The sequence below is a fragment of the Geovibrio thiophilus genome (genome assembly GCF_004087915.1).
Taxonomy (GTDB): Bacteria; Chrysiogenota; Deferribacteres; order Deferribacterales; family Geovibrionaceae; genus Geovibrio; species Geovibrio thiophilus.
Genome location: NZ_CP035108.1, coordinates 2,923,707 through 2,946,808, shown reverse-complemented (window position 1 = coordinate 2,946,808; position 23,102 = coordinate 2,923,707). Strand labels below are relative to the sequence as shown.

Annotated in this window: 22 protein-coding genes; 18 read left to right on the top strand and 4 right to left on the bottom strand. The window is 48.3% G+C overall.

Annotation, left to right across the window (positions count from 1 at the left end):
- Nucleotides 1–277: 277 nt before the first annotated feature.
- Entirely contained in the window at nt 278–2,446 is a 2,169-nt protein-coding gene (locus tag EP073_RS13605) for a methyl-accepting chemotaxis protein (RefSeq protein ID WP_164885394.1), read from the top strand.
- A gap of 141 nt (nt 2,447–2,587) precedes the next feature.
- The gene (locus EP073_RS13600; RefSeq protein WP_128467701.1) at nt 2,588–3,577 is read left to right on the top strand and encodes an aldo/keto reductase; all 990 of its coding nucleotides are present in this window, start codon (nt 2,588–2,590) and stop codon (nt 3,575–3,577) included.
- Between the two features lie 43 nt (nt 3,578–3,620).
- Here the strand turns inward: EP073_RS13600 and EP073_RS13595 are convergent, their stop codons facing one another.
- A complete protein-coding gene (locus EP073_RS13595) occupies nt 3,621–4,661 on the bottom strand; it encodes a zinc-dependent alcohol dehydrogenase family protein (RefSeq protein ID WP_128467700.1) in 1,041 nt (346 codons plus the stop codon).
- Between the two features lie 208 nt (nt 4,662–4,869).
- Here EP073_RS13595 and EP073_RS13590 point away from each other — a divergent pair, with 208 nt between their 5' ends.
- Complete coding sequence (locus EP073_RS13590; RefSeq protein WP_128467699.1) at nt 4,870–6,096, top strand: ATP-binding protein; 1,227 nt, start codon at nt 4,870–4,872, stop codon at nt 6,094–6,096.
- On the opposite strand, the gene EP073_RS13585 is transcribed toward EP073_RS13590, so the two are convergent.
- Both EP073_RS13585 and EP073_RS13580 read right to left on the bottom strand, forming a co-directional pair.
- Entirely contained in the window at nt 6,093–6,428 is a 336-nt protein-coding gene (locus tag EP073_RS13585) for a zinc ribbon domain-containing protein YjdM (protein WP_128467834.1), read from the bottom strand. The genes EP073_RS13590 and EP073_RS13585 overlap by 4 nt on opposite strands.
- Nucleotides 6,429–6,521: 93 nt before the next feature.
- On the bottom strand, nt 6,522–6,935 hold the full coding sequence (locus EP073_RS13580; protein WP_128467698.1) for an HIT family protein: 414 nt from the start codon (nt 6,933–6,935) through the stop codon (nt 6,522–6,524).
- 139 nt (nt 6,936–7,074) lie between these two features.
- Here EP073_RS13580 and EP073_RS13575 point away from each other — a divergent pair, with 139 nt between their 5' ends.
- The 14 genes from EP073_RS13575 (at nt 7,075) to kdsA (ending at nt 22,119) form a co-directional block, all read left to right on the top strand.
- Nucleotides 7,075–7,686 (top strand): ATP-binding protein, encoded by a 612-nt coding sequence (locus tag EP073_RS13575; RefSeq protein WP_128467697.1) that lies wholly within the window; start codon nt 7,075–7,077, stop codon nt 7,684–7,686.
- Nucleotides 7,661–8,023, top strand: a complete 363-nt coding sequence (locus tag EP073_RS13570; RefSeq protein WP_128467696.1) for a response regulator transcription factor — start codon at nt 7,661–7,663, stop codon at nt 8,021–8,023. The genes EP073_RS13575 and EP073_RS13570 overlap by 26 nt, the downstream gene beginning before the upstream one ends.
- A 17-nt stretch (nt 8,024–8,040) precedes the next feature.
- Nucleotides 8,041–9,141 carry an HDOD domain-containing protein gene (locus tag EP073_RS13565; protein WP_128467695.1) on the top strand — a complete coding sequence of 367 codons (1,101 nt, stop codon included), beginning with the start codon at nt 8,041–8,043 and terminating at the stop codon, nt 9,139–9,141.
- The gene (locus EP073_RS13560) at nt 9,125–10,696 is read left to right on the top strand and encodes a PP2C family serine/threonine-protein phosphatase (RefSeq protein ID WP_128467694.1); all 1,572 of its coding nucleotides are present in this window, start codon (nt 9,125–9,127) and stop codon (nt 10,694–10,696) included. Before EP073_RS13565 ends, EP073_RS13560 begins: the two co-directional genes overlap by 17 nt.
- Before the next feature lie 17 nt (nt 10,697–10,713).
- Nucleotides 10,714–11,400 (top strand): bifunctional demethylmenaquinone methyltransferase/2-methoxy-6-polyprenyl-1,4-benzoquinol methylase UbiE, encoded by a 687-nt coding sequence (gene ubiE, locus EP073_RS13555; RefSeq protein WP_241654011.1) that lies wholly within the window; start codon nt 10,714–10,716, stop codon nt 11,398–11,400.
- 11 nt (nt 11,401–11,411) lie between these two features.
- Entirely contained in the window at nt 11,412–12,677 is a 1,266-nt protein-coding gene (locus EP073_RS13550) for a UbiD family decarboxylase (protein ID WP_128467693.1), read from the top strand.
- A complete protein-coding gene (gene nth, locus EP073_RS13545) occupies nt 12,653–13,306 on the top strand; it encodes an endonuclease III (protein WP_128467692.1) in 654 nt (217 codons plus the stop codon). The genes EP073_RS13550 and nth overlap by 25 nt, the downstream gene beginning before the upstream one ends.
- A 54-nt stretch (nt 13,307–13,360) precedes the next feature.
- Nucleotides 13,361–13,885, top strand: coding sequence for a cob(I)yrinic acid a,c-diamide adenosyltransferase (locus tag EP073_RS13540; protein WP_128467691.1), 525 nt, complete (start codon nt 13,361–13,363; stop codon nt 13,883–13,885).
- Between the two features lie 149 nt (nt 13,886–14,034).
- The gene (locus EP073_RS13535) at nt 14,035–14,703 is read left to right on the top strand and encodes a DNA-methyltransferase (RefSeq protein ID WP_430654685.1); all 669 of its coding nucleotides are present in this window, start codon (nt 14,035–14,037) and stop codon (nt 14,701–14,703) included.
- 3 nt (nt 14,704–14,706) lie between these two features.
- Nucleotides 14,707–15,771 (top strand): PDDEXK family nuclease, encoded by a 1,065-nt coding sequence (locus EP073_RS13530; protein WP_128467690.1) that lies wholly within the window; start codon nt 14,707–14,709, stop codon nt 15,769–15,771.
- A gap of 94 nt (nt 15,772–15,865) precedes the next feature.
- Nucleotides 15,866–17,674 (top strand): GGDEF domain-containing protein, encoded by a 1,809-nt coding sequence (locus EP073_RS13525; RefSeq protein ID WP_164885393.1) that lies wholly within the window; start codon nt 15,866–15,868, stop codon nt 17,672–17,674.
- A gap of 105 nt (nt 17,675–17,779) precedes the next feature.
- Nucleotides 17,780–19,204 carry an aldehyde dehydrogenase family protein gene (locus tag EP073_RS13520; protein WP_128467688.1) on the top strand — a complete coding sequence of 475 codons (1,425 nt, stop codon included), beginning with the start codon at nt 17,780–17,782 and terminating at the stop codon, nt 19,202–19,204.
- Nucleotides 19,205–19,210: 6 nt separating this feature from the next.
- Nucleotides 19,211–21,292 carry a hypothetical protein gene (locus EP073_RS13515; RefSeq protein WP_128467687.1) on the top strand — a complete coding sequence of 694 codons (2,082 nt, stop codon included), beginning with the start codon at nt 19,211–19,213 and terminating at the stop codon, nt 21,290–21,292.
- 23 nt (nt 21,293–21,315) lie between these two features.
- The gene (gene kdsA / locus EP073_RS13510) at nt 21,316–22,119 is read left to right on the top strand and encodes a 3-deoxy-8-phosphooctulonate synthase (protein ID WP_128467686.1); all 804 of its coding nucleotides are present in this window, start codon (nt 21,316–21,318) and stop codon (nt 22,117–22,119) included.
- A gap of 6 nt (nt 22,120–22,125) precedes the next feature.
- Here the strand turns inward: kdsA and EP073_RS13505 are convergent, their stop codons facing one another.
- Entirely contained in the window at nt 22,126–22,767 is a 642-nt protein-coding gene (locus tag EP073_RS13505) for a tetratricopeptide repeat protein (RefSeq protein WP_128467685.1), read from the bottom strand.
- Nucleotides 22,768–22,931: 164 nt separating this feature from the next.
- Here EP073_RS13505 and EP073_RS13860 point away from each other — a divergent pair, with 164 nt between their 5' ends.
- A complete protein-coding gene (locus EP073_RS13860) occupies nt 22,932–23,102 on the top strand; it encodes a hypothetical protein (protein ID WP_164885392.1) in 171 nt (56 codons plus the stop codon).

Sequence of the window (23,102 nt, the reverse complement as noted above, 5' to 3'; positions counted from 1 at the left end):
CCGTTTCAGCAGTACAGCGGTCCGCGGTACTCCGGATCGCTGTATTTCATAACAAACCCTTTCCTTTATCGCATGTTGTGATATTATTCTTAAGACTCATTATTTAATCCTGTTATTTTTATCGTAACCCTCAGGTCAATTTGACTGCGAGGTTTTTATGTTCGCAAATACTTCCGTTAAGCTGCGGCTTATTGGCGCTGTATTTTTTTGTCTGGTTCTCTTGAGTTCAGTCATAACCTTTATCACTGTTAACAAAAGCTTTCGCTCGGCTGCCGAAATGAAGCTTGCCCAGATGGATTCCGTCAGGGAAGCTAAGAAAAATCACATTGAGGACTATTTTTCACAGCTTTCCTCATTGATAATCTCCTCTGCGGCGGGAACGCAGGTCAAGGAAGCGCTGGAAGGCTTCAGCACAACTTTCTACTCTATTGAGGCGGAAACCGGAATAATCTATGATCTCATACGTGAGGACATGGAGGAGCATTACGAGCATCTGTATCTGGACAGGGTGAACTATGATGTTCCGAAGAGCGCCCGCAGAAGAGCCGCTGCGGAGTATATCCCCGAAAACCCTAACGGGCGTGCAGCGCAGTATCTGTACATAGTAAGCAATCCTGAGGAAATAGGCGAGAAGAACAACCTGATCCGTCCTTTAGGCTTTTATTCATCCTACACGGAAATGCACGACAGGTTTCACCCCGAATTCAACCTGATGCTTAAAGAGTTTTCCCTTTACGATATTTTTCTTATCAACACAAGCGGCGACCTTGTCTACACTGTTTTCAAGGAGAAAGACTACGCAACCAACCTTTTTAACGGTCCCTATGCGGATACCGGTCTGGGTGACGCATTTCAGAAGGGCATGAAGCTGAAGGAGGGTGAGACATACATAAACGATTTTAAACCATATGAGCCAAGCTACAATCTTCCCGCGTCCTTCATCTCCTCTCCTGTGTATAAAAACGGCGTGCTCCTCGGTGTCCTGATTTTTCAGATGCCGATCACAAAAATAGATGATGTGATGAATTTCGGAGGCAAATACAAAGAGGCGGGTCTCGGTGACACAGGCGACGGCTACATCATAGGAGAAGACTTCACCATGCGCAGCGACAACCGTTTTGTGAAGGAGAATGAAGATCCGCTGGTGAAGAAGCTCGGCACGGTCATAGGATTTTTCAGCGCCGAGAGCGAATCCGCAAGGCGTGCGCTTAAAGGGGAAACCGGTTCGCATATAACGGAAGACTATTCAGGCAAAAAAGTTCTCAGCTCATACGCGAAGCTGGATATTCCCGGGCTGAACTGGGGCATACTGGTTGAAATGGACGACAAGGAAGCCCTGCGTGACGCACGCAGTCTGAGAATGACCCTTATACTTACCGGCTGCGTGATAACCGCCGGAGTGGTTTTCATAATGCTTTTCTTCATAAGCAGCATAGTGCTTAAACCGCTCAGGCTTGTTACGGGGCGCATACAGGAGCTTGTCTCCGGCGATGCGGACCTTACCAAGCGTATTGACATAGGCACAGGGACGGGCGGCAAATCGTCGAACGAAATCATAATTCTCACAGACTATATAAATACATTCGTCGGGATGGTACAGACCATAGTTACTGATGTTAAAGATAAATCAGAAGGTCTTAACTCCGGTTCCACAGAGATAACGGATCTTGCCGCCGGGCTTTCCGCATCCCTAGCCAGACAGTCCGGCAGAATAAGCGAAATAGCCTCCGCCATGGAGGAAATGTCCGTGACATCCGGCACGGTGCTTGACAACGTTCAGGAGGCCCTCACAAAGGCGGATTCCGCTGCGGATGTTACCCGCACAGGGATGGGGGCGCTGAATGAAGTGGTTACCAGCATCGGGCAGATAAGAAAAGGGGTTAACGACCTTGCGGAGATAATAAGCGGTCTCGGTGAATCATCCTCCCGCATAGGTGAAATATTAAGCGTGATAAGCGATATAGCAGACCAGACCAATCTGCTGGCGCTTAATGCCGCGATAGAGGCGGCAAGAGCGGGCGAGGCGGGAAGGGGTTTCGCCGTGGTTGCGGATGAGGTGCGCAAGCTTGCTGAACGTACGCAGTCCGCCACAACTGAAATCGGCGGAATAATCTCACTTCTTCAGAAGGAATCCGGTAAAGCAACGTCGCAGATGCACAGCGCAGAAAAGACCGTCGGGGACGGAGAAAAGGTAATCGAAAGAGCAAACGGACTCTTTGTTCAGATAGTCTCATCAGTGGAGGACATCCACAGGGCAAACTCAAACATAGAGACTACCGTGAACGAGCAGAACAGTGCTGTTCAGTCGGTTACCGAAAGCATCCACAGGATCTCAAGCGATGTGGAGAAAAACAGCTCGGACACTGTTTCCGTTTCCGAAAGCCTCCACGGGCTCAGCAGGCTTGCTGAGGAAATGAACGATTCTGTGAACAGATTCAGGACGTAGGACAGTTCCATGGACAGAACTGCGCCGTGTATGACAAAAGAGATTGCTTAGCTTTCTCCGATACGTCATCCTGAACCCTTAGGGTGAAGGAACTCAAAAAGCAATAAAGTATTGAGCTTTAACATGATAAGGAGGCTTTTCATGAAAGAACGGATATTGGGTAAAACAGGGCTTAAGTCTGCTGAAATAGGTCTGGGCTGCATGGGCATGAGCGAGTTTTACGGTCAGGCGGATGAGGCTGAGTCCGTGAAAGTCATCCGTACGGCAGTGGAAAAAGGCGTAACAATGCTGGATACGGCGGATATGTACGGAAGGGGACATAACGAAGTCCTCGTTGGAAAAGCCGTTCAGGGTATACGTGACCGCATTGTTCTCGCGACTAAGTTTGGTATTGTCCGTTCCGATGATCCCGAAAAAAGAGGAGTAAACGGCAGCCCCGAATATGTTAAACAGGCATGCGACGCCAGTCTGAAGCGCCTCGGTGTTGATATTATAGACCTCTACTACATGCACAGAAAAGATCCATCAACCGAAATAGAGGAGACAGTCAGCGCTATGGCTGAACTGATAAAGGCGGGCAAGGTTCGCCACATCGGTCTCTCGGAAGTGAGCGCGCATAATCTGAAGAGAGCCCACGCTGTTTATCCTATCACGGCTGTGCAGGCGGAATATTCCCTCTGGACAAGAGATATAGAGGAAAACGGGCTGCTTGACACATGCAGAGAGCTTGGGATAGGAATCGTGGCTTACAGTCCTTTGGGCAGAGGCTTTCTTTCCGGCAGTATCGAATCTGCCGAATCCTTAGCGCCCGATGATTTTCGCAGAAATAATCCCCGTTTCATGGGGGAGAATATGCGTAAAAACGCTATGATGCTTGCCGAATACAAAAAGATGGCTGAGAGTATCGGATGTACTCCTGCGCAGCTCGCAATAGCATGGATTCTCGCCAAAGGTGAGGACATTGTTCCCATCCCCGGCACAAAACGTCTTAAGTATCTGGAAGACAACATAAACGCAGCCAATTTCCGGCTTACTCCGGAACAGGTCGTTCGGCTTGAAAAAATAATTGACTGGAAGCATATCGCAGGGGACCGATACGGAGCGGAAGGAATGAAAACACTGGATAAATAACAGACCCGAAGGCGGGGAGTCTATCCCCGCCGGTACATTTTTTCTACTCGGCTTCGATGATCACTTTAAGCGCCTTGGTGTCTGCGGCGTGTCCGAACACCTCATAAGCCTTCATCATGTCTGCCAGTTTAAATCTGTGAGTGATCAGAAGCTTGGGGTCTATCTTCTGAGCCTGAACCGTTTTGAGCAGCATGGGTGTGCTCACGGTATCCACCAGTCTGGTGGTGATTGTGATATTGTGCGACCAGAGATCCTCAAGGTGCAGATCAGCCTTCACTCCGTGCACACCGATATTTGCGATTGTTCCGCCTGCTGCTACTATCCTCTGGCAGAGAACGAATGTAGCAGGAATCCCCACCGCCTCAATGGAGGTGTCCACCCCTTTGCCGCCTGTTATTTCCATAACTTTTTCAATGGCTTTGCCGTCGCCGCTGTTTACCGTGTGAGTGGCGCCGAAGTGCTTTGCCACGGAGAGGCGGTTATCGTCAAGGTCTATAACGATGATTTCCGCAGGTGAGTAGAACTTCGCAGTGAGCAGAGCGGCAAGCCCTATGGGACCGGCGCCGACTATGGCGACAGAGCTTCCCGGGGCAACACGCCCGTTGAGCACACCGCACTCAAAACCTGTGGGGAGAATGTCGCTGAGCATGACGAGAGCTTCTTCATCAACACCCTTGGGAATGTGGTAAAGGCTTGTTTCCGCATGGGGTATGCGTACATACTCCGCCTGAGTTCCGTCTATGGTGTTGCCGAGAATCCACCCGCCCGTTGTGCAGTGGGAGAACATGCCCTTACGGCAGAATTCGCATCTTCCGCAAGCGGATATGCAGGATATAAGCACATGATCGCCTTTCTTGAAAGAGGCTACTCCGCTGCCGACCTTCTCCACAATTCCCACGCCTTCATGACCGAGTACCCGCCCGGGTGTGCATGAGGGTACATCGCCTTTGAGAATGTGCAGATCCGTTCCGCATATGGTTGTTTTGGTAATTTTGACTACCGCGTCCCCTGCGGACTGAATGTCCGGCATGGGGCGGTCTTCCAGAGCTTTTTGTCCGGGACCTTTGTAAATAAGAGCTTTCATGCTGTTCCTCCGTAATTGTGTTGAAACGCGCCTCAAGCTTTCCTCAGAATCATGACTGCCGACAATGCCTTTGCCAGCAGTCTATATTAATAATAATTGGTCTCGGTAATAAAGGTGTCAAGGGGGAGGGCGAGGAAACGCACCTATGTAAATAGTACTTTACAAGATACGATAAAATATGTAAGTTATATTTTACATAGGTGATGTAATGTTCGATTTTGAGATATGGTTTGCGGAACAGGCTCTTCTGCTTAAAAAAATACCTGAGAAAAATGCCCGTTATCTTTACGGAAAGATCAACTGGAACAACCCGTGCATCGGCATATTAGGCGCGCGGGGAACAGGCAAGACGACTCTTATGATGCAGTTCCTCAAATCCGCTGATAAAGGAAACGGAAATGCGCTTTATGTATCCGTTGACAACCCGCGTTTTCAGGGGATGCCGCTGAATGAGTTTGCTGCTGAATTTGCTAAAAGCGGAGGCGAGCTTCTCTGTCTGGATGAAGTGCACAAATATCCGGACTGGTCAAAACACATTAAAGCAATACATGACACAAGACCGGATCTTAAGGTTGTTTTCTCAGGTTCCAGCCTTCTTCAGATGAATATGCAGGATGCAGACCTAAGCCGCAGAGCCGTATTTTATCATCTGGACGGACTGTCGTTCAGAGAATATCTGAACCTTGCTTACGGTTATTTTCTTTCGCCATATCAATTAGCCGACATAATTTCAGATCATATCGGCACGGCAGGGGAAATACTCGGCAAAATACCTAAAATTCTCAAATATTTTGCTGAATATCTCTCACACGGCTGTTATCCGTTTTTTCTGGCGGATAAATCAACCTTCCATATGCGGCTCGCAAATACAGTCAGAGAAGTGCTCGAAACTGATATGGGGTTTGTATGCGATATAAAATACGCCAAGATCCACCAAATAAAGAAACTTTTGTACATGCTCGCAGTAACCCCTCCGTATGATATGAAGAAAACCGGGCTCTCGGGAGCTACAGGCATTGACAGAGTCACAATGAACGAATATCTGATTTATCTTCGTGAGGCAGGGTTGGTAAATCTTATCAAACCGGAGGGAAGAGGGGATGGTGTTGTGCGTAAAACAGAGAAGCTGCTGATTGCTAACCCGAATATTCTCTATGCCATCAGTACAAGACCTGAGATAGGAACAGTGAGAGAGGTTTTCTTCGTTAACCAAATCGGAAACTATTACCGCATGCAGGATAATTTTTTACCTGTTTCAGTGGAATACGCCAGAAACGGTGACTATTCAGCGGATGGAAGAGTATTTGAAATCGGCGGGAAAAGCAAAAGCTCCCGCCAGATTAAAAATATTGAAAACGCATTCATTGTGTCTGACGACATTGAAATAGGCTACGGAAACAGAATCCCGCTGTGGCTGTTCGGAATGATGTATTAACCCTTCTTCACAAACTCGGATTTCAGCTTCATGGCGCCTATGCCGTCAATTTTGCAGTCGATATTGTGGTCGCCGTCCACAAGGCGGATGTTCTTTACCTTCGTGCCGACCTTTACCACCTGAGATGAGCCCTTGATTTTCAGGTCTTTTATAACAGTGATGCTGTCGCCGTCGTTAAGCTCGTTTCCGTAAGCATCACGCACGGCAGTTTCCGCAGGTGCGGCTTCCGTTTCTGCGCTCCATTCATGGGCGCATTCGGGGCAGATAAGAAGCGCCCCGTCCTCGTAAGTGTATTCCGATCCGCATTGCGGACAATTCGGCAGTTTTGACATCATTCCCTCACAATAATTTCAAATCACGCAAGCAACAAGCACGCTGCTTGCAACAGAAAAACTCGTGTTAACTGACAAAAACAGGCAAAAACGTTATTTAATCTCTTTCGCGATCTTTGCGGCGAATTCCTGCATGGCGGCGGGATTTTCGTAGCTTACATGCTTGACGGCGAAGCGCATTTCATCTCCCTCGTATCGGGGCACAATATGCAGATGAGCGTGGAAAACCTCCTGCCCCGCGGCGGCTCCGTTATTCTGGTAAATATTCACGCCGTCACAATTAAGAGCATTTTTCATTCCGTTGGCTATCTTCGTGAGCACAGGGTAAATTTTCGCCGCAACATCAAGGGGAGCGTCAAACACATTCACGAAATATTTCTTGGGAATAAGAAGCGTATGACCGAAATTCACTGGGCGGATGTCCAGTATCGCAAGGAAATCATCATCCTCATAAACCTTCGCGGCGGGGATTTCGCCGTTTATAATCTTTGTAAAAATCGTTTCCATTAGGTCCTCCGGATGTTAAACTTCTTCAGCGAATCATCTTAAAGCAAACATCACCCGCCCGCAACCCTGTAAATTCATTGAAAATGCGGACGAATAAACTATAATCTAAGTATCTCTCTTTACAGCAAGGAGCCCGAGAATGAGCGAAAGACCCAGAGAATGCAACACCGACCTGCTTAAGGTTTATAAATATTTCTCACATAACATACGAACTTCCACCTCGACCATCGTCGCCATGATGGAGGCGGTGAAGGACGGGTTTGACGATGACACGGGAGAGATGATGGAGCTTGTTGCGCAGTCGGGCTTTCTGCTTGACCTTTTCGATCGCGGAATGAGTGCCACTTTCAGATATATAATAGCAAACGAAATCGAAAAACGTGACGATGAAATCGAAATCGGCAAGCTCACTGAACACCTTCTGGAAAAAACATGCGTTCTCAGCGAAACTCCGGAAACAGACCTTGAGCTTGATATAGACGAGAATTTCAAAGTCAGAAATAACGCTTATCTGCTGAAAAGCATTTTTCTTATAACACTTTACGAAGCAGTCAAAACCTCCTCGGGCAAACTGGAGATCAAGGGGGAACTCCCTGTACTCTCCATAAAATGCAGCAACGGATTTACCGGCTTTCCGGAAATTATACAAATTTTCTCCGAAATGTTTGAAAAAGTCGGTATATTATTAGAATATGACTCGAATTCCATATCCATGAGGTTTGACTATGAAAATCTTGATTGCAGACGATGAGCTGAGGCTGCGGAAGGTAGTTGCTCTTCATCTGAAAAAAGCGGGCTTTGCCGTTCTGGAGGCGGGAAACGGCAGGCAGGCTCTGGAAATTGCGAAGGAGCAGAAGCCTGATGTAATTGTTCTGGACATTATGATGCCGGAGATGGACGGGCTGGAAGCCTGCGCGGCTATTAAAGCCGATGCGGAGCTCTCGGGCACTCCCATAATCCTCCTTACCGCTATGGCTGAGGCGGGAGATATTGAAAAAGGCAACGCCGCGGGAGCTGAGTATTACCTTACCAAGCCGTTCAGTCCGAGGGAACTTATAGATAAAATTAACAGCAACTTCAAAAGCTGAGAGAGGAGCGGCAGGTCTTGAAAAAAATCGCTTACAGAGGCTCAAAAGACAACCTGAAACAGTTTCTCCTTATGCTTAAGGACGACTGCCAGTTCGTTCAGGAGGGGGACGAAGACCTTCTGATTATAGAGATAGACAGTCTGGAAACCCTCTTCCGTCTGCCGAAGAAGTTCAGCGTGTCCGCCTTCTTCTTCATCACCACCAAGGACAGGCGGGTAGTGGAATCGATCCGCCAGTATTACATCTCGGGCATTTTCACACCGCCGCTGAAAAAAGAAGACGTTCTTAAGAAGCTCTCAGTCGCTCTTGCCTCTACAAATAAAGGCAAAAGCAGCGGGGAACTCGATACGCTGAAGGCTAAGGTTCTCGCCAAGGCGGAGAGCATTCCCGCACTGCCGGCACTGGCAAAGGAACTTCTGCGGCTTTCCAGAAGCGACAATTCGCAGATTAAGGACTTCATAGTTAAGATAAAAAAAGATCAGGGCATATCTTCCAAAATAATCAAGCTGGTCAATTCTCCCTTTTACGGACTCAGGCAGGAGATAAGCAGCATCGACCGCGCGACAGTTCTGCTCGGCATAAATACCGTGAAAAACCTTGCCCTCGCCGTGTCCACCGAAGGCTACTACAACAAGCACTTTAACCTCTACAAATCCACCGGACAGCGCATATGGGAGCACTCTGTGGCTGTAGCCATGCTGTCAGAATCACTGGCGGAGATGCTCGGGGAGGACGCGGATTCCCTGTATCTCGCGGGGCTTATGCACGACATTGGCAAGTCAATCCTTGTGGATTTCCTCGTACAGGAGGTGGACACAACTGAGGATGAGCTTGCACAGCTCGGAATTGACCATTCCACAGTGGGCGGAACAGTCCTTAAAAAATGGGCGGTGGCGGACAGCATTGCAACAGCGGTGATGAACCACCACGCCAAGGCGGAAGATACCTACTCAAAAATAGTCTTTTACGCAAATAAAATAGAGCGGCACAGAGACGAAAGGCAGGAGATCATCGGCGAGATAGCGCAGAACTTCGGCAAAAGTTATGATGACGTGAATAATGCTGTTGCCGAAATATTGAATACAAAATCGGATGAAATGAATGCTGATACTCAATAAGCAGCTTTTTGACACTTTTTTTTCCCAGAGCTCAAACGAGTTTTTCACAAGGCTGTACAACTTTCTCGAAGCGGAGGAATCCGGAGCGTTCACCATATGGAAGTGTGACGGCAACCTCTGCGAAGCCGTCTCCGGCAGGCACTCCCGCTCATCCGCCACGTTCGATATTTTCGATTTGGGCTACGAAGGCGGTTCTGTTTCCGAAAACAGCAAAACCGTGGAATTTTTCGACGAAATCATCAATATCAATTCATCTTTCTTCCTTGAAAGCAGAGGAAACGTGATGGCGTGCATCACCTTTCACGAAGACTCAGGGAGAGATGCCCTGACCATGCTTGAGCCCTACTCCCAGTATCTGGGCAGCAGGCTGGACGAGCTCAAGGCCCGTGACAGCAGCATGAACACTTATGTCAACTATCAGAAGAAGATAGACTTTGTAAAAAAAGGAAGCATGATCTTCAAGGCGATAGAGCTTGAGGAGGTCTTGGCTGTTTCTTTAAACTTCTTCATGGAGGTTTTCTCCGCTGAGGCGGCGTGCGCCATTCACAAGGAGAATTTCAATGCTATCGGGCTGGAGGAAGTATCAGTCCGAGAGTTTATCAGAATAAATGACATGCCCCTTTACGACTATGTGATGGAAAACCGCAGGACGGAATTTATCGAATACGGCATAGACGCGGGAGAATACAACATAAAAAACCTCTTCGTGGTGTTTGAGCCCGCTCAGGACATTGTAATACTGCTTTTTAACATTCAGTTTGACATAGTGCCGGACAAGGAATTTTCCGATATAGTCTCATCCATCGTATCAATCGCAGTGGAAAACGCCCTGAACCACGAAACCATGACCCGCCTCAAGATGGAAGAGATGGAAATGCGCACCACCGGAGACATTCTGAACAAGTTTGTCCAGCGAGACGTGCGGGTGTACGGGGATGTGGAGATTCAGGGAATAAGCTGCCCCGCCAGAACCGCGGGGGGAGACTTTTTTTATATATCCGATGTGGACGGCAAGACATTCTTCTGTGTGGCTGATGTCTGCGGAAAGGGTTATTCGGCTGCGGTCTTCACTGTCGTTCTCAGCGTTTATGTATCTCTCTGTTCCGCGTTTGAAGGGTATGAGAAGATACTTGAGAAGCTTGTGGAATCACTCAACAGATTTCTCATAGGCAAAAGCTTCGGCGACCGCTTCATCACTGCGTTTTTCGCATTGTATGATCCGAAAGCGAAAACGCTGGATTATATATCCTGCGGGCATGAGCCCGCCGTGCTATTCGCTGATGAAAATCTGGAGCTTTCATCAGGCTTTCTGCCTTTGGGGATAATTGAAGACGAGTACAAACAGACTGCGGTAAGGATTCCCGCAGGCTCGTCTCTTTTCATTTATACGGACGGAGTTATAGAGTACATCCCCCACGAGAATCTTGTGCCTGAGGTGGAAAAGCTGATAAAAGATGATTGCAAAGACATAGTTAATAACCTATATAACGAACTTGTAACGGACAAGGATTCCCAGAAGGACGACTTCACCTGCATGTTCGTCCGTTTCATATAATAACAACGGATAAGGACTTGAACTTGGAAAAAAAATCTAAAGACATCCAGCAGATGTTCGATGACATAGCCCCCAAATACGATTTTCTCAACCGTGCTCTGAGCTTCCGCACGGATGTCGCGTGGCGCAAGAAGGCAATAAAGCTCATGGACGTGCAGGACGGACAGACTGTGCTTGACCTCGCCTGCGGCACTGCGGACATGATGATAGAACTCACGAAAACAGGAAAGGCCGCGATCCTCATAGGCGGCGATTTCAGCCACAATATGATGAAAATCGGCAAGCAGAAGATGCCCGAAGGAATATTCAGCGTCAGCGATGCCCATTGTCTTCCCTTCAAGGATAAATCCTTTGACCGCATAATGATAGCCTTCGGCTTCCGTAATGTTACCGACAAGGCGCAGGGACTGAGGGAGATGCACCGTGTTCTCAGGGACGGCGGGCGAGCCTGTATTCTGGAATTCAGCCAGCCGCAGAACCCGTTTTTCGCATGGGTTTACAGGCTGTACTTCACAAAGATTCTCCCCTTCATCGGCGGACTTATCTCCGGCAACAGAAAGGCTTATGAGTATCTGCCGGAATCCGTGTACAAATTCCCCCCAAGAGATGCCTACCGCAAAATGATCCTTGAGGCGGGTTTCAGAGAGGCGGAGTTCAACCCCTTCACCTTCGGAATCTGCGACGCCACAATCTGCCGCAAATAGGCAGGCACATCATGGAGAAGGATTCTTTCAGGGCTTTTCTCTGTCATCTCGCAAAGACCGGAAGGCTTGAAAACACCTCCGTTCATGTTTCCTGCGACCTTGAAGCGGCGGAAATAGCCCGGCGTGCGGCGGGTGAATGCGCATTAGTCTTTGAGAATCCCATAGGCTCGGATTTTCCCCTTGTCATGAACGCCTTCTGCTCAAAAGCGGCAGTTCTGGAATCCGTCGGGCTGAAGTCCGTCAGTGATGCGCCGGATTGTCTGCTTGATAAAACACTCCCCGAAGAACTCAAGCCCGAAACAGTCAGCGACCCCTCTTTCCGATATAAAGAATTTTCTGACCTCACCTCACTGCCCGCCATACGCACATGGCAGCATGACGGCGGATTCGCCCTCACTCTTCCGTGTGTGATAACCAAGGGGGAACAACAGAACTGCGGCATGTACCGCATGCAGATTCTGGATGAGAAGAGGGCAATAGTTCACTGCTATCCCGCAAGCGGAGCGGCGGAGCATATGCGGCTGGCGGGAGAGCGAGGCGAGGAGAGCATAGAGGCTGCGGTGTGTCTCGGTGCGCCTCCGTCAGTGATGCTCGCTTCCGTGATGCCCGCAAAAGCGGATGAATTTGAAATATCCGCCGCACTCACCGGAAGACCGCTCAAAACCGCAAGGTTCGGCGGGCTCTCTGTTCCCGCGGATTCGGAAATAGTGCTCCACGGCAGAATATCGCTGACAGAAACAGCGCTGGAAGGTCCCTTCGGAAACTACACGGGCGGCTACTGCGAACCTGCGCCTTATCCGGTGTTTACACTTGAAAAGGCATATCATGCACAAAACGCTTTCTGCCCTAACACTGCGGCGGGGATGCCCCCTGCGGAGAACGGCATTCTGGCGGACTCGGCATTCAGGCTTCTCACAAACTCGCTGAAAAGAGAGCTGCCGGAGCTTGTTTCGTTCGGCTTTCCGGACTTCGGTATATTCGGGAGGATGATCTTCATTGTCCTGAAAAGCGGTGCTGATATAAAAAAGATTGCGGACAATTCCTTTTTCAGTAAATATGCAAGTATCTGCCTTTTCGATGAAAATACGGACACGGAGAACACCGCTGAATGCCTTCGTCTTTTCGCTAACGGGCGGCTGATTGGCTGTGAGAAAAGCATGATTTTCGACTGTACATTAAAAGATACACTGCATATTTCAACTGATAACGAAATAATAAAGAAGGCAGATAAAAACGCATACGGATTCGGGGAATGGATAAAAAGACAAAAGTTTTAAGACTCATGGAGTTTCTGGACAGCCGCTACGCAAACGCCGAATGCTCACTGAGGCATGAAAACCCGTTTCAGCTACTCACCGCGACTATTCTCAGCGCCCAGTGCACTGACGCGCGTGTGAATATAGTGACGGAGGAACTGTTCAGGAAATATCCCACACCCAAGGATCTTGCGGATGCGGATATGGAAGAGTTGTGCGGGGATATAAAGCCCACGGGCTTCTTCCGCAACAAAGCGAAAAGCCTAATCGGAATGGGCAAAAAGCTTGTCAGTAACCACGGCGGCGAAGTGCCGGGCACCATGGAGGAGCTGATCAAAATTCCCGGAGTGGGCAGAAAAACGGCAAACGTTATTCTCGGCAACTGTTTCGGAAGACCTGCCGTGGTGGTGGACACCCATGTGAAGCGTATCGCCTTCCGCATAGGACTCACCGGAAACACAGACCCGGAGAAGATCGAGCAGGATCTCATTAAAATCATTCCCCCTGAGCGCAGCGCCGAATGGTCGCATCAGGTGATACTCTTCGGGCGGGAGATCTGCACAGCCCGCGCGCCAAAGTGCGGCGAATGTCCGGTTAACGGAATATGCGCAGATTACGCGGCGAGAATCAAAAAGCATTTTAAACCTTGAACATAAGTTTGTCTGAGCTATCTTAAACAAAAAGCACGGGCGGAGATTTTATTTATGACGCTGAACAGGGGATTCGTCCAGATTTACACGGGAAAAGGTAAAGGCAAAACAACCGCCGCTCTCGGTCTCGCCCTCAGGGGAGCCGGAGCCGGACTCAAGGTATACATAGGTCAGTTTCTCAAAAGCGGCAGATACTCCGAAAACATATCGATTCACTCCCTTGCAAAAAACATTGTCATGGAAGCCTACGGAAATGACCGCTTCATCTGCGGTGAACCGTGCACAGAGGAGATACGCCTCGCTGAGGAGGGGCTTAAAAAAGCCGGAGCCGCTCTGCTGTCCGGTGAATATGACATAGTTATTCTTGATGAAATCAATGTCGCACTCGCCCTCGGTCTCATAAGAGAGGAGGATGTGGCGGAGATGATCAGAATGCGCCCGAAAACTGCCGAACTCGTGCTCACCGGCAGAAACGCCCCCGCCTCAATCATGGACCTTGCCGACCTCATCACCGAAATGAAGGAGATAAAGCATTATTTCTCCTGCGGAGTGGAGGCAAGGGAAGGGATTGAGAAATAACTGTTGATAAATGAACCGACATAAAGCAAAATATTTCGAGGGTACATATGTCGAATCAGTTTCAGCTAGTCAAAAATCAACAGTCCGAAAGGCTTGGTATAATTAATGAATATATCAATAAATTTATATGTGGTGATGCCATTGGAATAATGAAGCATCTTCCAGATGAAAGTATTGATGTAATTATCACATCCCCTCCCTATAACCTAAAAAACTCAACAGGAAACGGTATGAAGGATGGAAGAGGAGGGAAATGGAGTAATGCCCAGCTTATCAATGGGTATGATAAACATGCCGACAGTATGCCATATGATGAGTATGTTAAATGGCAGCGCGAATGCCTAAGCGAGATGATGCGCTTGCTTAAAAATGATGGCGCAATTTTCTATAATCACAAATGGCGTGTACAAGGTGGGTTGCTCCAAGACAGGCATGATATTGTATCGGGTTTTCCGGTAAGGCAAATAATTATTTGGAGACGAAAAGGCGGAATCAATTTTAATAAAGGCTATTTTCTGCCAACTTATGAGGTTATTTATTTAATTGCGAAGCCCAAATTTACTCTAGTTTCTAAAGCCAACAGTTATGGCGATGTGTGGGAATTTATGCAGGAAATGAATAACCCTCACCCAGCCCCCTTTCCTGTTGATTTAATTGAAAGAATTGTCTCGAGTACACATGCAAAGCTTATTTTAGATCCTTTCATGGGAAGTGGCACAACAGCCATCGCAGCAAGAAATCAGGGACGTAATTTCATAGGAATAGACATATCTGAAGAGTATTGCAAAATGGCTCAAAAAAGGCTGAGCGAGGTCTAATCAATGACAATAAAAAATATCGATCCATCTATTGTATTGGAGAACCCTTGGAGAAATGCTTACTGGTTCTCAAGGATGCTAATCAATAACGATAAATATGGTGCGATAGGAAAAGAGAATCGGCTGCTTTTAAACATTTGTGAAACACTAAAAGTTATCTTAGATGATAAGATAATATCAGATGACGATAAAATGATCATTTGTAAATCAGGAATAAAAGATATTTTACAGCACAGATTCTCAAGACAAAGCTCAAGAACGGAAAGAATAAACCTTTTCTACGAAGATCTTCTAGGGAAGATAGAGACTGTTGATGATATAAAAGTATTCATTATTACTTCTGAATACTTTGTTGTCCCAATAAATAACGCTCTAAAAGATATACCAAATAACGATCGTGAATTTACTGAGTCTGTTGCGAAGGTATATTTAGATAAACTTGGAGAAAAAGCTTTAGCAACAGTTATTAATATTTGGGATGATGCAGGGGTTGAGGGATGCTTAAACGCAGAAAGAACCGCAGTTGTAAGAGAATACAGATCCTTAAAGAATCAAATAGATTTCTTACCGACTTTTGATGCAGATATTGTGCTTACCGCTTTTATACAAGAGTTTGAGAGAAGATTAGGACAAAAAAGAAAAGGACGTGCAGGAGGAAGCTTAGAAGATGTCACTGAGTATCTTCTTCGCTACTTTAACATAAAAGCGGAGAGTAAACCTGAACATTTTCAAGCAGACATAGAAATAGATAAATGGGTTAAATGCAGTGATAAATGGTTAATCGGCATCTCATGCAAAAGAACTCTAAGAGAACGATGGAAGCAAGTGTCGAGCGCAAGTGCTGAGATCTTGAGCAAACACAAAATAAAAGAAATATGGCACTTGATAACTTATGATGAAGATTTAAGTGACGATAAGCTCACTCTATTAGGAGGGTTACGACATATCTTTTATCTTCGAGATGATAGCCGCAAGCTCAAACATGCCTTAGAACATATCGGAATGAAAGATTATGTGCGACCTATGTCAAATTTTATTAATGACATAAAACGAGAGCAAGGTATTTAATGCTGAGCAGTCTCTTCTGACAAATCATTAACAAACATTTGTCACCCTCTTCACACACTTAAATATAATAATGATTTATACGGATATTATTTCCGTGAATCTTTATTATGAAGGTGTGCGGATGCTTCCTCAGCATTGGAAAGAACATTTATCAAAGGTTGAACACGCATTCCAGCCGATCGTAAATCCCTTTTCCGGCGTAACCTTTGCCGTGGAGGCGCTCCTGCGCGGCTGGGAGAGATGCGGCTTTGACTCCATTGCGGAGTTTTTCGATACTGCGTTCAGGGAGAACCTGCTTTTTGAGGTGGATCTGGAACTGAGGCGAAAGGCGATGATGAAGTTCCGCACCATAGAGGGCTTCCGCAAGATGAAGCTTTTTTACAACTACGACATACGCATAGTAAACATGCCTGATTTCACGAAGGGGCGCACCAAGGCTCTCCTCACAGCCAACGATCTTGAGCCGGATGCCTTCTGCTTTGAAATATCCGAACGCCACAAGCACAGTTTCATAAAAAACACCAAGAATATTTTTGAAAATGTGAAGCAGTACGGCTGCCGCATAGCCATAGACGATTTCGGCGCGGGGTTTGCCAACTTCGAGCTTTTCTACTATTCGGAGCCAAACTTCCTTAAGATAGACAAGTTTCTCATTCAGGGAATAGACGAGGACATCAAAAAGAAAAAGTATTGCAGCAATCTGACAGGTCTTGCTCATTTCTTCGGCATAACAATAGTCGCCGAAGGAGTGGAGACGAAGAAGGAGTTCCTCACCTGCAAGGAGATGGGCTTTGACCTTATTCAGGGTTACTTCATACAGAAGCCTTCCGTTGATGTTAAAGATATTATGCCCGTTTACAGCTCGGTGCAGTACATCGATCAGACGGACAAACGCAACCTCAGTGAGGATGCCTACCTCATATCAAACGAAATAGTAAAGCTCAGCCCGGTGAACGTCAGCGAATCCGCCGAACGGGTGCTTGAAAATATCCGCAATCATATGAACGTGCCCATCGTCCCCATCGTGGATGATACGGACATGCCGCTTGGAATAATCAGTGAGCGCAACCTCAAGGAATATCTGTATCACCCCTTCGGCAAGGAGCTTCTGCATAACAAATCGCTCACTGTGAATATTCGCAAGTTCATAACCTCCTGCCCGATTGTTGAGATTAACGTTCCCATTGAGAAGATCCTTGAGCTGTTCGTGGCAAATAAGGAAACTGACGGGGTTATCATCACCAAGGGACTGAAATATTTCGGTTTTCTCACCGCTCAGTCACTCCTCAACACGCTGAACGAGAAGAATCTCGCCTTCGCCCGTGACATGAACCCGCTGACCAAGCTCTCCGGCAACAGCCTGATAAACGGCTACCTCAACGACGCGTTCAGGGACGAGCACAGCCAGTATTTTCTTGTATATTTCGATTTTGACAACTTCAAGCCGTTCAACGACCGCTTCGGCTTCCGTCAGGGGGACAGGGCTATTGTCCTTTTCTCTGACATTCTTAAAAAGGATTTCAGCGGCAAAAACGAATTCATCGGTCATATCGGCGGGGATGATTTCTTCGGCGGAATAAGCTGCAACGGCATGGTATGCGCCATGGCTGTGGACAAAATCAGGAAGACAATCAAAAAATTCACCGATTCTGTAATCTCCTTCTACTCACCGTCCGAGGTCAAGCAGGGCTACTACACAGGCAAGGACAGGCAGGGGAACGACTCGGTATTTCCTCTTTTAAGCATAAGCGCCGCAATTATAGAACTTCCTTCAGGGAGGAGGGAACATACACCGGATGAGATAGCGAACATTCTGGCGGATCTGAAAAAGAAAGCCAAGTCATCGGAGGAAAAAATAGCCGTAGCCTCAATAAGTGAGGCTCTGGCGGAAACAACTCACTGACATTGACACCCATTGCAAAATTAAGCCCTTTTTGGTAACCTGATTAATCAGGAAACACTGCCCTAAGTGCTGAGGTTTCCGCATCCCACGAATCAGGAGGGCGAAATGGGTTTCAAGAAGCTGTTCATAGACGGCAAATGGACCGACACCGGCAAATACCTTGAGGTAAAGAACCCTTATGACGGCTCAGCGGCGGGCACGGTTTGCACCGCAGACAGAGCCCTGACGGAAAAAGCTATCGCAGCGGCTTTCAATGCCCGCAAGGTAATGGCATCCCTCACCGCAAAGCAGAAAGGGGACATACTGGATAAAACAGGTTCCCTCATCGCAAAATATTCAGAAGATTTCGCAAGAATAATAACCGCCGAAGCGGGCAAAGGCATAGTCTTTTCCAGAGGCGAAGCCGGCAGAACAGCAGAGAACTTCAGGTTCGCCGCTGATGAGGCAAGGCGTCTCGGCGGGGAGCTCATACCCTATGACGCTTCCGCTTCCGGCGCAAACCGCTTCGGCTATTATAAACGTTTCCCCATAGGCGTTGTAGGCGCAATAACCCCTTTCAATTTCCCCTTAAACCTTGTGGCGCATAAGGTCGGTCCCGCAATCGCCGCAGGCTGCCCCATCGTGCTGAAACCCGCTTCCTCAACTCCGCTCACTGCCGTGCTCCTCACTGAGGTTCTCCTTGAGGCAGGGCTTCCTGAATGCGGCATAAACCTTGTGGTGGGCTCAGGCTCGGTTGTAGGCAATGCCATGGTGGAATCAGAGCTTATAAATATGCTCACCTTCACAGGCTCCCCGTCAGTTGGGCTGGGCATCAAGGCGAAGGCGGGGATCAAGAAGGTTACCCTTGAACTGGGCTCCAACTCGGCGGCGGTAATCCATGAGGACGCGGATATTGCCTACGCCGTGCCGAAATGTGTTGTGGGCGGCTTCGCCAATTCCGGTCAGGTGTGCATCAGCATTCAGAGAATATACATCCACGAGAAGAGATACGATGAGTTCCGTGATATGTTCGTAAAAAGCGTTAAGGCAAGCGGCTTCGGCGATCCGGCGGATGAAAAAATCCTTGTGGGTCCCATGATAGAGGAATCCGAAGCGGCGAGGGTTGAGAGCTGGATAAAAGACGCGGCGGCAAAGGGCGCAAAAGTTCTCACCGGCGGCGGACGCAGGGGAACAATGCTTGAGCCGACGGTTCTTGAAGATGTGGACGAAACAATGACAGTGGTCAGCGAGGAGGCGTTCGCCCCTCTCGTATGCCTTATGAAATACAGAACCCTTGAGGAAGCTGTGGAGAGGGTGAATAACTCCCAGTTCGGTCTTCAGGCGGGGATATTCACCAACGACATCAAAAACGCCTTCTACGCCATAGAGCATATGGAGGTGGGCGGAGTGATGGTGAACGACATGCCGACATTCAGGGTGGATCAGATGCCATACGGCGGCGTGAAGCTCAGCGGAACAGGCAGGGAAGGTCCCCGATTCGCCGTGGAAGAAATGACTGAACTAAAAACAGTTATGTTCAATCTTAACTAAATGGTCATGAAATTTTTTTTACTTCTCTTTGCCGTGCTGTTCGCCATGACGGGAGCGGCAGAGGCGAAGCTTAAGCTTGATGAAACAGTGAAGGCGTTCTTCCCGAAGCCGGCAAAGCTCACCGGCGGTGAGGAACGCTGGCTGGGAACGGGAATCACGGAAACAAAAACCGGAAACGGGTTTGTGTACACCTCCTCCTACTCCTATTACTCGCCGGATGTTCAGCAGATAATGAATATCAAGCGTAAAAAAACATTCGATGTGAAAGCATCGATCCACGCATACAGCAACTATGTTACAGCCTTCGACAAATACGAGGATCTCGCGAAAAAAGCCCCCAAGGGAAAGGTGCAGGAGATAGGCTTCGGCGACAAGGGCGTATTTTACTACATCCCCAAATCCGCCTATATCAATGACGCGGATTTCACAATTGTGTTCCTAAACAAAATATTCGTGGCGGAGATTCAGGCGGACGACGGTTTTGCGCTCATGGACGCGGCGGCGCACATAAACGCAAATATTCAGCGTTTTATCCTCTCCAACATTGAGTTTTTCCTTGTGCGGAACATAAGCCTCTCCGTAACTGCCAAGGGGTTTGAGCGCAGCTCGGATATTCTCGGCTTCACTGAGGAGGAGCCGAAAGAGGTCACTGTGACGGGCAGGGTCTTCTCTGAAGACTCCAAACCGCTCGCAAACGCGGAAGTAGCATTTCTTGAAACGGGAAAATCCATAAAAACCGCCGCAGACGGCAGTTACAAGTACTCAGTCAAGATGGGCGGCAGGAAGAATGTAAGCATCGCAAAAAACTTCTACCTGAAAGAGATAAAGCAGGATAAAGCCGCCGCTCCCTCTGTCGAGGATGGAGTCTTCACCGTGAACACCTTTAAGACGGACGGTTCGCAGGAACCGGGCTCAGTCTGGAAGCTTGCATTCTACGGGAATACGGTGCACGGCAAGGCACTGATGGGCGAGGAAGGCAAACAGCGCCTCTATCCCCTGAAAGGCACTTACGAAAACGGCAGGCTCACGCTCAATCTGGACTGCCGTGCGGGAGGCTCATCCTTCAAATGCACAAGAAACTTTGAAGGCACTCTCGCTTCCGATTCCGTCAGCGGCACATGGACAGGCACCGGCGGCGGCGGATCATGGAAGCTGGCGCTGAACTCATACTCCGAGATAACAGACTATATCTACCTCAATGAGGATAATTCCGAACTCTCCCGTTTCGTAAAACAGGGGGGCAGAGCACGCACGGAAAAAGGCGCACTGACAATCTCCGTCAATGACGAAAAAACAACAGGAATCCTATTCTCCCTGAAGAAGGACAGACCTGAGTTTAATGAAGTGTTCATCAAAAGCGCAAGCCTTGTACTCACCCATGTTCCCCAGCAGCAGTCAGGCTCAATGCGCCTTTTCAGATACATCACGGAAACCGCGGACGGCACAGTAATACCCGTGCCCGCGACAATGAGCTACTCGGGCGATGCCGTCATGAAGCCGGAAAGCTATGAAATAGAGGCGGATGTGACAGACTACCTGTTCTCAAGCGCCAGAAGCGGTGTGCTTGTGGCGCCGATACTTCAGGGCGGAGCCTCTGCCGGAAGCCACACCTTCGCGGGGCATAATGTTAAGCCCGCCGCATATGCGCCGAAGCTGAAAACCATACGCTATGTTCCCTCCGATGAGGCGGACAGGATAGCTCCGGTCGCTGTCAGGATAAAGAACCTGCGCGGCAGAGACGTGGTTGGGGATAAAAACGTGGTAAAATCTGACGGTGAACCGGACACTGTTTTCGAGGCGGTGTTCCGTCTGCCCGGCAAAACTATAACCTCCATGGAGATATACGGCGAGGGCACAGTCACCAGAAAACGCAATACCGACCCCCTTGACATTTATCCGGTCATAGGATTTATTAAGAACGGAATACCCATGAACGACATAAGGGGCGGCGTGAAGCTTCTTCTGGAGCAGACATCCGAAAAGTTTGACCTCCACATAGCGCCCATTAAGGAAACGGAGCCCGACAAGCTGAAATACCGCATCGTAATCAGCGGTGAAGTCTTTGAAGGCACGGTAGAAAAACAGTAAATACACTCAAAGAAGATACTCATATGACAGATTTATACGAAAAGCTTAAGGCAGAACCCTTCATAATTGCGGGTCCCTGTGTGATCGAAAGCAGAGACATGATAATGAGACTCTGCGAAAAGCTGAAAGAGATCACCGAAAGACAGAAATTCACATTCGTCTTCAAGGCATCCTTCGACAAGGCGAACCGCACATCCATAACATCTTTCAGAGGACCGGGGCTTGAGGAAGGGCTCGACATACTCGCCGAAGCAAAAGCCAGATTCGATGTTCCGGTAACAACCGACATCCACGAACCTTCGCAGGCAAAACGTACTGGCTCCGTCGTTGACATAGTGCAGATTCCCGCTTTTCTGTGCAGGCAGACAGATCTCCTCATCAGCGCTGCGGATACGGGTAAAATAGTCAACATCAAAAAAGCGCAGTTCCTCTCCGGCGTTGATATGGAGTATCCTGTAAAAAAGGTTGAGGATTCCGGCAACAGAAAAATCATGCTTACCGAAAGGGGAAGCATGTTCGGGTATAATAACCTAGTGGTGGATTACAGAAATATTATAGACATGGCGGCACTCGGCTACCCTGTGGTCATGGACGCCACACACTCCGTACAGAGACCGGGCGGACTGGCGGGAAAAAGCGGCGGTGACGGCAGACTGGCGCCCCAGATGGCTTACGCCGCTGCGGCAGTTGGCACAAAAGGCTTCTTCTTTGAAGCGCATGAAAACCCGTCGGAAGCCAAATCGGACGGTCCAAACATGATCCCCCTGAAAGACTTTGAAAATGTACTGAAAAAACTGAAAAGGATAATGGACGCGGTGAAGGGATAGCCCTTTTTACCCGTACGCCTTCATGGAAAGCCTGAACAGCCGCACAGCCTTCTTCAGGTCTGCCTTTACCCCTTTCCCTTCGTGATACATGCAGGCGAGATTGTACAGCGCCTCAGGGTGCCTCTGTCCGGCAGCCATGGTGAGCCATTTTACAGCCTCCTCATAGTCTTTCAGAGTGCCCTTTCCCGCTGCGTGCATGAGTCCCAGCTTGTTCTGTGCGTCCGAGTTCCCTTGCTCCGCCGCTTTCCGGTAATAGGCGAAGCTTTTATCATAGTCCCGCAGCACATATTTTGCCGACTGATGGTAGAATCCAAGCTTATACTGCGACTTGTCATGCCCCCGCTCCGCCGCTTCCTCAAGCAGCTTCACCGCGAGCAAAGGATCCTTGTGACCTGTGTCCCCTTTGATCAGTATCATCGCCGCACGGTATGAACCCTCGTTTACGCCTCTTCTGGCGGAGGCTATGTACAGTTTCAGCGCGCGCCTGAGATCCTGAGGGAGCCCGAATCCGTTTTCATACATTGTTCCCAGAGCAAACACAGCCTCAGGCACATTTTCATCCGCAAGGACAGAAAAAATCCTGTAAGCCTTTGAGAAATTCTTCTCCTCAAGAGCGTTTGCCCCTTTCACCATAGTGGGTTTCCCCACAGCGCTCAGAATTTTCCTAAGCAGTTTTATTTTAAGGCTCCTTTAACAGTGTGATGCTACAGATAACAGGTGTTATGCCACAATTAGCTTTATTTTTTAACAGTTTTATTATAGTATGCAGTTTTTACACGGGTATGACCAATTTATTTCAGGGAGTTTCGGGGATGAGCAGGAAAGATTCCGATTCAGACAAGGTTCAGGCTGTCGAAGTTAAGTGTCCGAAGTGCGAGTTCACCCAAATCAAATACATCCCCAAAGAGCAGATCGGCAAATGTCCGGAATGCGGCTCCAACATGATTATCTCAGAAATTCTTGATGAAGGAAAATCCTATTAG

Coding starts and splice junctions, on each gene's coding strand:
- EP073_RS13605 (WP_164885394.1), top strand. CDS start 278: ATGAAGCTTGCCCAGATGGATTCCGTCAGGGAAGCTAAGAAAAATCAC.
- EP073_RS13600 (WP_128467701.1), top strand. CDS start 2,588: ATGAAAGAACGGATATTGGGTAAAACAGGGCTTAAGTCTGCTGAAATA.
- EP073_RS13595 (WP_128467700.1), bottom strand. CDS start 4,661: ATGAAAGCTCTTATTTACAAAGGTCCCGGACAAAAAGCTCTGGAAGAC.
- EP073_RS13590 (WP_128467699.1), top strand. CDS start 4,870: ATGTTCGATTTTGAGATATGGTTTGCGGAACAGGCTCTTCTGCTTAAA.
- EP073_RS13585 (WP_128467834.1), bottom strand. CDS start 6,428: ATGTCAAAACTGCCGAATTGTCCGCAATGCGGATCGGAATACACTTAC.
- EP073_RS13580 (WP_128467698.1), bottom strand. CDS start 6,935: ATGGAAACGATTTTTACAAAGATTATAAACGGCGAAATCCCCGCCGCG.
- EP073_RS13575 (WP_128467697.1), top strand. CDS start 7,075: ATGAGCGAAAGACCCAGAGAATGCAACACCGACCTGCTTAAGGTTTAT.
- EP073_RS13570 (WP_128467696.1), top strand. CDS start 7,661: ATGAAAATCTTGATTGCAGACGATGAGCTGAGGCTGCGGAAGGTAGTT.
- EP073_RS13560 (WP_128467694.1), top strand. CDS start 9,125: ATGCTGATACTCAATAAGCAGCTTTTTGACACTTTTTTTTCCCAGAGC.
- EP073_RS13550 (WP_128467693.1), top strand. CDS start 11,412: ATGGAGAAGGATTCTTTCAGGGCTTTTCTCTGTCATCTCGCAAAGACC.
- nth (WP_128467692.1), top strand. CDS start 12,653: ATGGATAAAAAGACAAAAGTTTTAAGACTCATGGAGTTTCTGGACAGC.
- EP073_RS13540 (WP_128467691.1), top strand. CDS start 13,361: ATGACGCTGAACAGGGGATTCGTCCAGATTTACACGGGAAAAGGTAAA.
- EP073_RS13535 (WP_430654685.1), top strand. CDS start 14,035: ATGAAGCATCTTCCAGATGAAAGTATTGATGTAATTATCACATCCCCT.
- EP073_RS13530 (WP_128467690.1), top strand. CDS start 14,707: ATGACAATAAAAAATATCGATCCATCTATTGTATTGGAGAACCCTTGG.
- EP073_RS13520 (WP_128467688.1), top strand. CDS start 17,780: ATGGGTTTCAAGAAGCTGTTCATAGACGGCAAATGGACCGACACCGGC.
- EP073_RS13515 (WP_128467687.1), top strand. CDS start 19,211: ATGAAATTTTTTTTACTTCTCTTTGCCGTGCTGTTCGCCATGACGGGA.
- kdsA (WP_128467686.1), top strand. CDS start 21,316: ATGACAGATTTATACGAAAAGCTTAAGGCAGAACCCTTCATAATTGCG.
- EP073_RS13860 (WP_164885392.1), top strand. CDS start 22,932: ATGAGCAGGAAAGATTCCGATTCAGACAAGGTTCAGGCTGTCGAAGTT.